The sequence below is a fragment of the Butyrivibrio sp. genome (genome assembly GCF_024699075.1).
On sequence record NZ_JAILQF010000286.1, the window covers coordinates 1 to 13,621 of the forward strand.

The window sequence follows — 13,621 nt, forward strand, 5'->3', positions numbered from 1 at the left end:
CACGCCTTCTTTCTTTTCCTCATATTCGCTGACATGCTTTTTTTCAACACTGAGCTTTTTTATGAAAATAAGGATCAGAAGGGTTGAAGAGAATGTTGCAACTGATGTTACTATAAACGCCAGCCACAGATAGTTTTCAAATAATAATCCGCCAAGTGTTGGTGCAAGTACAAGTCCAAGGTTCATGCCAAGGTACTGGAGACTGTATGCCTGCTCTCTGTTATCTGAATCGCTAAGATCTGCTACAAGTGCATCGTAGGACGGCCCTTCAATTGTCGCAAAGAGGCCTGCGATGTAGAATAGCGCAACGCTGATAAAAGACAGAGGAATAAGTCCGCTGATAAAATAGCAGATAACTGTAACCATATCGCAGCAGACAATTATCTTCTTCCTGTTGACGCTGTCAGCAAGCTTACCTCCAACCATAACGAGTGGAAGCTGGATTATCGCAAGGACCATATCAATCGTAGCGATAGTCGTTGCGCTGTATCCGAGTTTGTTTTTCAGTATCAATGTCATGATAGGCCAGATAAGAGAACCCATGCTTGTAACTATTCGCCCAAAGAACAGGACATATATTTCTTTACTTAGATTTTTGTATTGGTTTAAAAACTTCATGTCAATATTCCTTTAATTCTGATTTTATTTTAAGTCTTTTTAATTTAAGTCTTCTTTGGAAATCTCAATTCCCGGATAATGTTCAAGTGTCGTAAGATCAGTATCCATGGGCACTTCGTAAGCTATATAGAAATTATCAGGATGCGTTTTCTGCAGATCTTCAAGCTTACTGTCAATCTTTTCTTTATCATTAGAGACGTAAACAACCGAGACCACTCCTACGTTGTCGTTAGGCTCAGAAGTGCTTTCTTCAACGCTTCCACATAGTATCAAAAATATTGTATCCATATCTTTCTCCTGTTCAAACTGTTTTTGTGTTTTTAAACTGTACTTGCAATCATCTTATATCCATATAGCATGCCCCTGGCATCAAGAAGCTCTCTAAAGTTTCCCTTCTCTTTGATATTGCCATCTTTCATGACCAGAATCTCGTCAGCCTTACTTAATGTCGCGTCATTGATCCTGTGCGTGATCATGATAACAGTCACATCTTTAAGGTTCATGATAAGATTCTCAACAAAATGCTCAGTAGCAACATCAAGATTTGAAGTGATCTCATCAAATATAAATACCTTCGCTCCTGCCAAAAGAGCTCTGGCAATGCCGATTCTCTGTTTCTCACCGCCGGAAAGGTTATATCCGTTACCGTTAATCTTAGTTTCAAGGCCGTACTCAAGGCTTTCAACATAGTCCTTAAGGCCTGCGCACTCAATCGCATACTGAATCTTTTCAGGTGAGTAATCTTTGTATAATGTGATGTTATTTCTAATACTATCATCAAACAAAAAGACTTCCTGCTGCATATAATTGACAACGTTATAGAGGTCTTTGTCCGGAATATTCTTGATATCCCTTTTCCCAAGCAGAACTCTTCCACCGGCGCATTCAGACATTTTTATAAAAAGCTTGACCAATGTGGATTTTCCACAGCCGCTTTCACCCATGATCACATATTTTTTGCCCTGATCAAAGGTGATATTCACGCCATCAAGAACCTTCTTATCATCAAAAGAAACCATTGCGTTCTCTATGCTTAACGAATAATCCGTAATGCTATGCGCTGATTCTTCCGGATCCTGCTCATCTATTTCAATATACTTTTTCAATTTATCTATTACAACTGCTATAGATTTAAGATTAGTAATGAAAATAGGCACATCCTGAAAAGGAGCAAGTATTCCACCAATGAGCTGCGATAGGGCAAGCACACCGCCAATACTGATCTTCCCAAGAAAAACAAATACTACACTTGCAATTATCGTAAGAGCAAATCCTGCTGATGTGCATATCACTGACATATATGAAACCTTATAGTTAGTTTTTAATAGATTGCACTCAGCTTCTTCACTTTTTTCATTTCTGTCCTGCACTTGTCTCCTGATTTTTGAAATTACAGAATAAAGCTTGATCGTATTAAAGCCTATAAATGCATCTGAGATAACGCTCTGGTACTCCGATGCTGACTTTGACGCATCATTGATACATAGTATGATGGCGGCTCTTTTCTGTATTCCTGAAAACTTTTGCTCATGATGCCGGCAAAAAGGTCATTCTTAAAGCCTACAAGAAATTCTTTTCTCAGATTCTCTCTTGATATCTTGTGAAAAAAGGATGCTGTCAGGTCTGCGACTACGATCAGTCCAAAGGCCATAATTGCACGCAGCATTACTGCCACGTCCTTCTGAGTCGCCGAATTCACAAGGGGCTCAAGGGCGCTTGCAAACAGCACGGATGTGATTGACATTGCCGGGGATAATAAAAGGTATGTAATGAGTTTTTTCTTGTTTTGTAAAAAGTATTTAATCAAGGTATTCTCTCCAATCTTGCAAATATTTAAGTCAGGGCAATAAAAATGCCCTGCGCACAATTTGTACGCAAGGCAGAATAAACCATGATTAATAAACCTGTCCTGAGAATGAAGGTTATCAGCATTTGGTTATCTATCTTAAGCGTACAAAAATAAAGCCTGGGTATCAGGCAATTCTTATATTTGTTTGCTTTAGATTAGAAAACCTTTATACTCATAAAATTCATTTACCCCTTTTTTCAAACTCAAAACGATAGTAGCATATCTGCACTTGTGATGCAAGATAAAAAAAGACTATGTCATATCACGCCTTGATTACATAATTTAAATTCAATAAAAGCATATAAAAAACGTACGACTTTACTAAAGCCGTACGTTCCTGAGATCTATCATCTTTTGATTTGACCTGAGATCTATCATCTTTTGATTTGACCTGAGATCAATTACTTTTTATACGCAATATCAGTCCGTTTTAAGGATCTTATAAAATACAATTCCTACGATCAAAAACAAAAGACCAGATATAATGCATGATGTTGTTATGACTTTTGATATACCTGCCTGAGGGAGATACAGTCCACCCATGAGCAGAAATACGCTTATTATCATTGCAAAGATACCTGTCATTCTGTATGTATTTTTACTCATGCACTTATCTCCTTTGTATTTTCGTTCATGCTTTTTTGAAGCTTATACATACGATAATAGGCTCCCTTACTGGCAATGAGCTGGCTGTGAGTGCCCTGTTCTGCTATCCTGCCATGATCCATTACAATTATCTTGTCTGCGCCCTGTATGGTGTTTAATCTGTGCGCTATAACAAGCGTTGTTTTATTTTTGCAAAGTTCGGACATTGCCTCTTTTATGTATCGCTCATTGTCAGCATCGATACTGGCTGTAGCTTCATCAAGAATGATGATAGGTGCGTCCTTTAGAATACATCTTGCAATGGATATTCTCTGGGCTTCACCACCTGACAAGGTTGATCCGCCTTCGCCGACTCTTGTATCAAATCCATAGGGAAGCTGCATTATAAAATCATAACATCTGGCTTTTTTGGCTGCTTCTACCACTTCTTCATAGGTAGCGCCATCTTTTCCCATAGCAATATTATTAAAAATAGTATCTTCGAATAGGTATACTTTTTGGAATACAACACTTATGTGATCCATCAACGTGCCTAATGACATTGTCTTTATGTCTGTCCCTCTAACGCAGATCCTTCCGGAGTCAATATCCCAGAATCTTGCAAGAAGATTAGCTATTGTTGTCTTGCCGCTTCCTGATTCTCCGACCAGAGCGACCATCTCATTTTGGTCTGCTGTAAACGAGACACCATGCAGCACTTTTTCATTTTCGTAAGAAAAAGAGACATTATTATATTCAATCTCATGTTTGTATTTTTTCAAAGGCGAAGCGGATTTATCTTCAGGTATAGGCTTTTGAGCAAAGACAGATTCTATCCTGTTTAAAGCGATATTCATTATAGTCAGTCTTGAGCCAAGCTGGTATATTTGCTTAAAAGGAGTAAAAAGGTTCATGAGAAAGAGCATAACACCAATAAAAGATACGTTATCTATTATATCTTTTTGGTATAGAAATATCGTAGTAGCAAGTACCAAAGCGGTTCCGATGGAATATATTATTTCCAGTGCTCTTTCCCAGGGAGTGTGCTCTTTTTCAAATGTCAGATTAGCTTCCCTGCTATTGGCAAAGCTATTCCTAAGATGAGTTGAGCTTTCTCCCATAATGCCAAAACTTTTAGAAACTGCCATTGATTCAGCGTATTCTATTACTGCACCACTTAGATCCTCCACAGCCTTCTGGCGGGCATCTGAGTTGCGCATGGATTCTCTGTTCATAGGATAGGCAACGCACATTACTATGATAGAGGTGATCAGCATTATTAGTCCTAAGATCGGATTTAAAGTAAATAAAAACATAGTGACAACAAGTTGGGAAAAGAATCCGCTGACTACTTCTGCAATTATGCTCATGCTATTTTCTTCGACAAAGACCATATCTTCAGATAATATTGAACTGATACGCCCTATATTACCTGCCGTAAAATAACCCATAGGGAGTTTACGAAGATGTCTTGCGAATTCAATTCGCTTATCTGCAAAAACCTTATAACCTGAAGAAGATTGAAGTCTGTCAGACATATGCCCAAACAATGCTGTCAGAATTAAAAATAAAAATAGGATACCGGATGAAATAACGCAGGTTTTCACACTTGCAGTCCCATTCATAAGATCTCTTATCACAAGTATAGCTACAATGACAGGAGCATTTTGCGTAAATGATTTTAGGAAAGAAAAGATATAAGCAAAGCGAATACTGCGGGCATTCTTGCGATCACAGAATTTTAATAGCCTATGCACCATATGAATCATTTAACTGTCCTCCTTTTAATACCCAGCTGTTACTTTGGCCGGCAGCTTTCCATAATTTTTTGTATTCTTCGCAGTGTCCTAAAAGCTGACCGTGCTTTCCTTCGCTTATAATATTTCCTTTATCAAGGACGATTATCTTGTCTGCTTTTACAATAGAACTTAGCTTATGCGCGATCACAATGACTGTTTTACCTCGTGTGATCTCTTCTATCGCATCGTTCATCTTCTTTTCATTTTCGGGATCTACAAAGGCAGTTGCTTCATCAAGAACTATAATAGGCGCGTCTTTTAATAAGACCCTTGCAAAAGCGATCCTTTGCTTCTGGCCTCCTGAAAGTTTGTTGCCCATTGTTCCTGCAAGTGTGTCGTATCCTTTTTCGAGATCCCGTATAAAGTCGTCGCAGCCGGCTTTTATTGCGGCATCTATAACCTCATCATCTGATGCACCAGGTCTTCCTATTCTGATGTTCTCCATAATGCTCTTGTTAAAAAGAAAGAGTTCCTGGGATACATACGCAACTTCGTTACCAAGTGCGCCAAGAGACATTCTGCTTATATCCTGGCCGCCAATACTGATAACTCCTGAGTCTGTATCATAATAATGAGCAAGAAGCCTTGCTATTGTACTCTTACCACTTCCGGATGCTCCCACAAGTGCAGTCATTTCCCCTTCCTTTGCAGTAAAAGAGATATCTTTGAGAGCTTCATTGCCTTTATATGAAAATCTTACGTGGTTAAATACCACATCATGATCTTTTCCATTAAAGGTTTCTTCGCCGCATTTAAGTGGTGCACGATCCAGAGCCTTCTCTATAGACTGGATCTTATAATTAACCCTAGGCAATGTACCAATAAGGGTCAGTGTATTAACAAGCATAGGTCCAAGTGCAAAGCTTAAACATAGAGCAAGAATATACCTTGAAATAGTAATATATCCTATTACGACCAAAAAAGCTCCAAGCGGCAGAGAATAAAGGGTCATGTTTGAAAAAAGACTTCCATATAATGCCATCCATGGCCAGCATACTTTATACCAGTCAAGGCCAAAATCGCGATAATTCTTTACAGACTCTTCGAATCTTTCCTCCGACTGTGTATCACGGTTAAATATCCTGACGACTTCCATGCCGGAGACATATTCGATGATAGTATTATTAAGTCTTTTGGAAGAAGCGAAATACGTCCCCATCCTGTCCATGCCGACATTGTACATCTGCTTTGATGCACTAATACCAAAGGCAAGAATGATAAGTGAAAAAAGTGCCATCTGCCAGTCGACACCTATTAGTACTATCATAACTGCGGCTCCGACAAAGATATTGGAGAATCCTTGCGGTATAGCATGTGCAAGCATTACTTCAACTGCTTCGACATCTTCATTAAAAAGCTTTTTGATCGCGCCAACACCCAGTTCGTGTATATTTCCTATAGGCTGCTTATCGAGCTTGTCCTGCAGATTAATTCTTATATTTTCCAGTGTATGATAAGCTGCGCGGTGACTGTACTGCAGTCCAAAAGTACTGGCAAGCGCACTTAGAATGCCAAATATAAGGACAATTCCTATATCTTTTATGGAATTAGAAAGTGTCACGGATTCACTACTTAAAAGTCTTGTTAATATGTCATATATTCCAATATAAGGAATTACGCCAAATGCAGCTCCTGATACCAGAAAGAATGTAGCGATATAAACATACTTTTTCCATTTTCCGGTATATTTAAGGACTCTTCCGAACATACCGTATTTAGGTCTTCTTTTTGAAGTATTATCATCATTTTCTGACATGAAATATGCCTTTATGCGGCAAACACCTTCTTCATTTAAAGGATAAAAAGCTAAAACACGGCCATTTTCAATATGAAGAACATGAGTGCAGCATGTAAGGATAAGTTCAGGATCATGCGTGATTATGACAGAGGTAATCTTATTGCGCATGTCATTAAGGAGCTTACCGAATCGTTCCATTCCACATCTGTCAAGGCCTGATGTGGGCTCATCATAAAAAATGATCTCTTTGCCTGCACATAGTGCAGAGGCAATTGCAACCCTTTGCTTTTGGCCTCCTGACAATGAAGATGGATGTCTTTCCATTGTATCTTTAAGCCCAAGCTTATCTAAGATGTTTTCAGCATCTTTTCGTGATACAGAAGAATTGAGCATGACTTCTTCGATAACACTGTCGGAAAAGAGCTGTCTGTTTACATCCTGCATGACCATAAAGCTTTTTTGTGATCGTTCTTTTTCACTAAGATAGACGCCCTTAAAACCTATGCTTCCATCACAGGTGCCTATGCCGCAAAGAGCCTCTGAAAGAGTTGATTTACCGCAACCGTTATCTCCAATAACCGCAACTATGCTGTGCTCTGGAAGACTAAGTCTTTCAATATCAAGAATCTGATTTCCGCCTCGTGTGCAGCTAAGATCAAGCGCCTCTATAACAGGCTGCTTTATACCTGTATCATATTTATGATCATTTCTTTTTAGCATGGAAAGATCTGCGATACGAAGACCGATTTTTTTTAGATCATCATCTGATAAAACTGATAGATCCGCACTTGTATAAGACTTTTGTATGACCCCATCATCCAGATATATGAATCTGTCAGCAATATCCATAAGATAATACAAACGATGTTCGGATATAACAATAGTCTTTCCTTCTGACTTTATTTTCTTTAAAGTGTCATGAAGTCTGTGAATTGCTTTTCTGTCGAGGTTAGAAGAAGGCTCATCAAGAACGAAGACAGATGGAGATGCTGTATAAACGCTTCCGCAAGCGATCTGCTGTTTTTCTCCTCCGGATAATTCGAAAATATTACGGTTCATAAGAGCATCAAGCTTCATCTCTTTTTGAGTATTAAGGAGCCTTTCGTGTATTTGATCTCTGGGCATTCCCTGATTCTCACATCCAAATACCAGTTCACTTGTGGTATCTATATTAAAGAACTGACTTTTGGGATTTTGAAAAACACTTCCTACGAGCTTACTGGTTTCAGATAGTTCGGTATTTGTAACGCAGGTATCATCAACCCATACGCTGCCTTCCATTTCACCTTCATAAAATGAAGGCGCAAGCCCATTTATAAGTCTTGTGATCGTGGTTTTGCCACAACCTGAAGCTCCGCATAATACGACAACTTCGCCATCTTTAATAGTAAGATCTATATTATCAACACCCTCGCCTGTGCCATTTTCTCCACCATAATGAAAACTTACATTATCAAATCGAATCACGATACCATACCTCCTCTTATCATACTTCCCCAAATGATCGAAGCTATCGTCATAATGATAATAAGAAGGACTAAGATATAATCAATAGGCTGGAATTTTACTTCTTCATAGGAAGTTCTCTTTATATCTACATCCATACCACGAGCCATTGTAGACGCTGCCAGCTCTTCCATGACAGATATGGAAGAAAACAGCATAGGAATAAGTACATATTCTATTGTCCTGAAGGGATGACATATTATCTGTATAGGGCTTAAAGAGATTCCTCTAAAAGCCATTGCTTTTCGTACACCACTCCATTCATCTGCAACAGTAGGTAGAAATCTGAAGAATACAGCGATAGGAATAATGATCTTAACAGGAACATGCATTGCTGAAAATGCAGAAAGAAAATGACTGATCTTTGTAGTCTTTATTATCAGAATTAAACTCATAACCATTGGAAATCCAAACATAAAAATGGTGGAAAGCAATGTTATAAGCAGTATTATTATAGAAGGGGCACCTTTTGAGCTTTGCAAAACCATACGCAAATACAGTACTACCCCTAAGGGCAGTACTGCTTTGAGAGCTGTTAAAGGTTTTCCGCAAAGGGCAATGATAGCACATAAAAACAGAGAATAAACTGCTACTCCCAGATCACTGTAGCTACTTAGTGTTAATACTCCACTTGCCAGAAATATCAGGAATTTAGTTCTAGGGTCAACTTTTATAAGGCCTTGTTTGTTTCCGTCATAAAAAGTAAAATCCATTCTTTTGATCCCCTTATTTAAACTATTCCAGCTTTTTCAAAATGTTTTTTGATGAGCTTTGAGGCAATAAAAAGACCTATAATAGCACCAGCAACAGCAAGGGCGATCTGTATTAAAGGAAGCCATACTGATGCAAGAGCCGCAACACCATTTGCATATTCTTCACCGTAGTATTCTGTAGATACAGCCATAAATGAATCTCTGTTAAAATATAAATTTGTAAATGGACATACCATATTCAGATTGAATACGACATATGAAAGAAGGAACATCTTTTTGGATTTATAATGACCTGCCATCATCACAAGTTCTGCAAGAAAGGCAACTAGTATAGCAAGTATGATTCCGGGGAGATATGCTGCTGAAGTTATTACAGCAAAAAGGATTCCGAGAATAAGTGCAGCTCCGAATTTATGTACTTTAAGTACGCAAAGTTCATAAATAGTTGCACATACAATTCCAACAAATAATGGAGTAAGAATATATAGAATAGGTATAGCTCCACATGTCATGACTACCAGCAACATAAGAACTATATATATCGCACCGAATGCACCTGCATATATAAGGTCTTTAGTACGAAGTTTAGTATCCTTTTGAGTATAAGTCATTGTTATTTCTTTTCTTGCCATTTTTCATATCCTCCTTAGATAATCTTGAAAAGAATCATTGTCTGACAGACCTCTTTTCAATATTGATATTATGATGCAAAGATCGAAAGTCTCTTTTGACCTTTACGACGACAGAATTGCTACGTTTTTGCAAAACACTCGCAATTCGCATGTATGTTAGCCTCTGCTAACTCGAAATGATAACATTTATCTTATATAAAATCAATATAAAAATATATTATTTGTCATAAAACATTTTGAAAAGGCAGAAATAAGATTGAAAATAAAAAAGTCTATTTTTTCTTGATATGAATCTTAATATGGCCCTCTTCTTCAGTATCACTTATACTTCCAACAAAGTCATATGATTCTAAAGGCTTTAAAGCGCTGCTATCTGTTAATATCTTTGGAGTTGTAGTGAACTGTCCACCATTTGCAGTGCCATTATTTTCAATAAAGATTTTGCAGTCATTACCTTCAAAATCTTTACCTTTAAGAATGTATCTTGCTGATAAAGTTCTTAACAGGCTTCCTGCCTCCTGCCTTTGCGTATCAACACCGCCATTTAAGATATCTCCATTGAAGATATCGTTATGACAATATCCATCGAATAAGATCATGCAGGCTTCGCCGCTATGCCCCTTAACTTCATTGACTTCTTTTAAGATTACATCGATTGTCAGTATTTCATCTCCTGAGCGCTTATCTGATAATAAATCAGCTGTGTTATTCATCTTTCTGGTACCCCCCCATTTGTGCATATTAAAGCCATTATAAAAGCGGTAAAACTTTGGTGTCAAATGCCAAGATATCAAATTTGCAAAAAGATTGGATTGTTTATAGGAGCGAAGTTTGATTACTCTATCTTTACAATATTTTTGTTTGTATCAGTGTAGTATCATATGTATAATTAAAAAGTATATAAATAGAATTATATGAGGATTGTGGTTACAATCCAGTCGTCATATGTTGTCAAAAGCACCTTTTGACACCTACATCATTATATTTACGTACCAAATAGCTATCTACTATATTTGCAGCAAGTAAACCTCTAAGCATTTTATGCAGGCGGTGAGGATATTTCATCTTTTTGGAGGATAATTATGAGTTCAAATGGTGGTTTTAAAGCTTTTCTTAAACGTAAAGATATCGAAATTTCTGTTCAAAGGTATCTGATCGATGCCCTTGGTGCCATGGCACAGGGGCTTTTCTGTTCGCTCCTTATTGGTACTATCATTGATACACTTGCTGTTCAGTTCAATATTTCATGTCTTAATCAGACTGTTGCCATGATAGGCGAGACATCATATACAATAGGTGGTCTTGCTAAAGCTATGTGCGGCCCTGCAATGGCAGTTGCAATAGGATATGCTCTTCATTGCCCGCCTCTTGTCCTTTTTTCTCTGGTAACTGTTGGCTTTTCATCTAATGCTCTAGGCAAAGCAGGTGGACCTCTTGCCGTACTATTTATAGCGATAATAGCATCGGAAATCGGTAAAGCTATATCAAAAGAAACAAAAATTGATATATTAGTAACACCTCTTGTGACAATAGGAGCAGGTATTGGCCTTTCTGCTCTTATAGCTGAGCCTATAGGGAAGGCTGCAATGAAGCTTGGAGATGTGATCATGTGGGCTACCAATCAGCAGCCTTTTATCATGGGAATAGTAGTATCGGTTGTTGTAGGAATAGCTCTGACTCTCCCTATATCATCAGCAGCTATCTGCGCTTCTCTCCTTCTTACAGGCCTTGCAGGAGGCGCGGCTGTAGCCGGATGCTGTGCTCAGATGATCGGCTTTGCATTTATGTCTTTTAAGGAGAATAAATGGGAAGGCCTTATATCTCAAGGCATAGGAACTTCTATGCTCCAGATGAGCAATATTATAAAGAATCCAAGAATCTGGATAGCTCCGATATTAACATCTGCAATAACCGGACCTATAGCTACCTGCGTATTTCATCTTGAGATGAACGGAGCGCCTATCTCATCAGGTATGGGTACCTGCGGACTTGTAGGTCAGATCGGTGTATATACAGGCTGGCTTAACGATATCGCAGCAGGAACCAAGGCTTCTATTACTGCTTTTGACTGGACGGGTCTTATACTTATATCTTTTGTTCTTCCCGCTATCCTTTGCCCTGTTATAAATATGTTTTTAAAGAAAATAGGCTGGGTCAAGGACGGAGATCTAAAGCTTGAATGATGATTCCTGCAACAAGAAAATCCTTTATTAACTGTCCAAGGAAATCAAATTGCAAGGAAAGCAGATTATGTATAGGTGCGAAGTTTGATATAAATAATCAACAAATAATGGCATTTTCAGTATATAATATTTATGTAGACGATATATAGTCAATGGCAAGATTGCTATATGTTTCATTGTCCCCGCACCACCAAGTAAGGAGATTTATATGAGTATACGTGGCATTTATACGTCGGTTAATGATATTCGAAAACGTGTTTTTGCTGAAGTTGCAAAGCTGTCTTATAACTATAAGGATGGCGATCTGTCCGAAATGGAAATGATCCCCTACCGTATTATTCCCGGCGAAGAATCCAAATATAGAGAAAGCGTCTTTCTTGAAAGAGCTATCGTTAAAGAGAGAATGCGTCTTGCTATGGGATTGTCTTTAAGAAGCGCAGCTGAGCATGCCCCGGTATCAACGGGAGCTGAAGAATGCGTAAAACCTGAAAAATATTATCAGCCGCCCCTTATCAACATCATTAAATTCGCTTGCAATAAGTGTCCTGACAACGTTGTAACTGTAACCAATCAGTGTCAGGCATGTCTTGCGCATCCATGTCATGAGGTTTGCCCTCGTGATGCGATAAGATTTGAGCATGGCAGATCCGTAATAGATCAGGAAAAATGTATTAAATGTGGTAGATGTATAGAAGTATGCCCTTATAAAGCTATAGTGCGTATGGAGAGACCATGTGCTAAGGCTTGCGGTGTTAATGCAATTAAATCTGATGAATTTGGAAGAGCAGATATTGATTATGATAAATGCGTAAGTTGTGGAATGTGCCTTGCTAATTGCCCATTTGGTGCTATTGCTGATAAGGCGCAGATATTCCAGACTATTCAGGCTATAAAGAGCGATACTCCTGTATACGCTGCTATTGCTCCTGCCATCGTAGGTCAGTTTGGTCCGAATCTGTCTCTTGATAAGATGCGATATGCTTTTAGGGCTCTTGGCTTTGAAGATGCTGTTGAAGTTGCTATAGGTGCTGACCTTTGTACACTTCAGGAGGCTGAAGACTTTATAAACGAAGTTCCTGATAAGATACCATTTATGGGTACTTCCTGTTGTCCGGCCTGGTCAGCAATGGCACAAAAGAACTTCCCGGAACAGGCCAATTGCATATCAATGGCACTTACACCTATGGTTCTTACAGGGCGACTTCTTAAACAAAAGCATCCAGGATGTAAGGTAGCTTTTATAGGTCCATGTGCAGCTAAAAAGCTTGAAGCAAGCAGAACTTACATTCGAAGTGATGTAGATTTTGTTCTTACTTTTGAAGAAGTTATGGGTATGTTCGAAGCCAAAGGCGTTAACTTCACTGAATTTGAAACTCATAACACCATGCACGGCGGATCAGGTGATGGTAGAGCCTTTGCTATAAGCGGAGGTGTTGCAAGCGCTGTAGCTAATGTTATCAAAGAAAGATATCCTGATAGAGAAGTTAAGGTGGAAAGAGCTGAAGGCCTTGATAATTGTAAGAAGATGCTGGCTCTTGCCAAGGCCGGTAAATATAACGGTTACCTTCTTGAAGGAATGGCCTGCCCAGGAGGCTGCATAGGCGGCGCCGGAACCGTAATGCCTATTGCCAAGTCCAAAGCCGCAGTACTTCAGAATCAGAAGCAGTCAAGTAAAGCCCACGCTTATGAAAGCACCTATGAAGAATGGCTTGATGAACTTGCTGAAAGAGACTAAAGGTACTTGTTACATAACAATGGATGATGGGCGTACATTTGAACTTTCTAATTGTGCTTATATGAGGGTTTATTTATAGACAATAAAATCCGGGGGCTTTAAGCTGGTAGCCCTCGGATTTTATATTATGACGTAAGGGTCAAAAGTCATTTCGATTCGAGCTTGCTCGAAATCGAATATGAATTTATGACCCGCCAAACATGAGCAAAGTAGCACGTAGTGCGGATTTGTGAATGTTTGAGGATTGTGGGAGTTTCGTAGAA

12 protein-coding genes are annotated in these 13,621 nt (G+C 38.7%); 2 read left to right on the forward strand and 10 right to left on the reverse strand.

The window, feature by feature from the left end:
* From K6G87_RS11595 to K6G87_RS11640, 10 genes are all read right to left on the reverse strand, one after another.
* Positions 1-618 (reverse strand): MFS transporter (locus tag K6G87_RS11595; RefSeq protein WP_296837352.1); only part of this gene is annotated, 618 nt, incomplete at its 3' end.
* 39 nt (positions 619-657) lie between these two features.
* On the reverse strand, positions 658-906 hold the full coding sequence (locus K6G87_RS11600; RefSeq protein ID WP_296837354.1) for a hypothetical protein: 249 nt from the start codon (positions 904-906) through the stop codon (positions 658-660).
* Between the two features lie 32 nt (positions 907-938).
* Positions 939-1,988 (reverse strand): ATP-binding cassette domain-containing protein, encoded by a 1,050-nt coding sequence (locus K6G87_RS11605; protein WP_296837357.1) that lies wholly within the window; start codon positions 1,986-1,988, stop codon positions 939-941.
* Positions 1,989-2,038: 50 nt separating this feature from the next.
* Positions 2,039-2,284, reverse strand: a complete 246-nt coding sequence (locus K6G87_RS11610) for a hypothetical protein (protein WP_296837359.1) — start codon at positions 2,282-2,284, stop codon at positions 2,039-2,041.
* Positions 2,285-2,887: 603 nt separating this feature from the next.
* Complete coding sequence (locus K6G87_RS11615; RefSeq protein WP_296837360.1) at positions 2,888-3,073, reverse strand: hypothetical protein; 186 nt, start codon at positions 3,071-3,073, stop codon at positions 2,888-2,890.
* Positions 3,070-4,821, reverse strand: coding sequence for an ABC transporter ATP-binding protein (locus K6G87_RS11620; RefSeq protein WP_296837363.1), 1,752 nt, complete (start codon positions 4,819-4,821; stop codon positions 3,070-3,072). Before K6G87_RS11620 ends, K6G87_RS11615 begins: the two co-directional genes overlap by 4 nt.
* Positions 4,802-8,056, reverse strand: a complete 3,255-nt coding sequence (locus K6G87_RS11625) for an energy-coupling factor transporter ATPase (protein ID WP_296837364.1) — start codon at positions 8,054-8,056, stop codon at positions 4,802-4,804. Before K6G87_RS11625 ends, K6G87_RS11620 begins: the two co-directional genes overlap by 20 nt.
* Positions 8,053-8,808, reverse strand: a complete 756-nt coding sequence (locus K6G87_RS11630; protein WP_296837367.1) for an energy-coupling factor transporter transmembrane component T family protein — start codon at positions 8,806-8,808, stop codon at positions 8,053-8,055. Before K6G87_RS11630 ends, K6G87_RS11625 begins: the two co-directional genes overlap by 4 nt.
* A 17-nt stretch (positions 8,809-8,825) precedes the next feature.
* Complete coding sequence (locus K6G87_RS11635; RefSeq protein WP_296837369.1) at positions 8,826-9,440, reverse strand: MptD family putative ECF transporter S component; 615 nt, start codon at positions 9,438-9,440, stop codon at positions 8,826-8,828.
* 272 nt (positions 9,441-9,712) lie between these two features.
* On the reverse strand, positions 9,713-10,153 hold the full coding sequence (locus K6G87_RS11640; RefSeq protein WP_296837370.1) for a DUF3237 domain-containing protein: 441 nt from the start codon (positions 10,151-10,153) through the stop codon (positions 9,713-9,715).
* A gap of 369 nt (positions 10,154-10,522) precedes the next feature.
* Between K6G87_RS11640 and K6G87_RS11645 the strand changes: the two genes are divergently transcribed.
* Both K6G87_RS11645 and K6G87_RS11650 read left to right on the forward strand, forming a co-directional pair.
* Positions 10,523-11,623 carry a PTS transporter subunit IIC gene (locus K6G87_RS11645; RefSeq protein ID WP_296837373.1) on the forward strand — a complete coding sequence of 367 codons (1,101 nt, stop codon included), beginning with the start codon at positions 10,523-10,525 and terminating at the stop codon, positions 11,621-11,623.
* Positions 11,624-11,837: 214 nt separating this feature from the next.
* Positions 11,838-13,358 (forward strand): 4Fe-4S dicluster domain-containing protein, encoded by a 1,521-nt coding sequence (locus tag K6G87_RS11650; protein WP_296837375.1) that lies wholly within the window; start codon positions 11,838-11,840, stop codon positions 13,356-13,358.
* The last annotated feature ends 263 nt before the right edge of the window (positions 13,359-13,621 follow it).

Excerpts from the sequence above, each read along its gene's own strand:
- K6G87_RS11600 (WP_296837354.1), bottom strand. The coding sequence starts at position 906 with ATGGATACAATATTTTTGATACTATGTGGAAGCGTTGAAGAAAGCACT.
- K6G87_RS11610 (WP_296837359.1), bottom strand. The coding sequence starts at position 2,284 with ATGCTGCGTGCAATTATGGCCTTTGGACTGATCGTAGTCGCAGACCTG.
- K6G87_RS11615 (WP_296837360.1), bottom strand. The coding sequence starts at position 3,073 with ATGAGTAAAAATACATACAGAATGACAGGTATCTTTGCAATGATAATA.
- K6G87_RS11620 (WP_296837363.1), bottom strand. The coding sequence starts at position 4,821 with ATGATTCATATGGTGCATAGGCTATTAAAATTCTGTGATCGCAAGAAT.
- K6G87_RS11630 (WP_296837367.1), bottom strand. The coding sequence starts at position 8,808 with ATGGATTTTACTTTTTATGACGGAAACAAACAAGGCCTTATAAAAGTT.
- K6G87_RS11635 (WP_296837369.1), bottom strand. The coding sequence starts at position 9,440 with ATGGCAAGAAAAGAAATAACAATGACTTATACTCAAAAGGATACTAAA.
- K6G87_RS11640 (WP_296837370.1), bottom strand. The coding sequence starts at position 10,153 with ATGAATAACACAGCTGATTTATTATCAGATAAGCGCTCAGGAGATGAA.
- K6G87_RS11645 (WP_296837373.1), top strand. The coding sequence starts at position 10,523 with ATGAGTTCAAATGGTGGTTTTAAAGCTTTTCTTAAACGTAAAGATATC.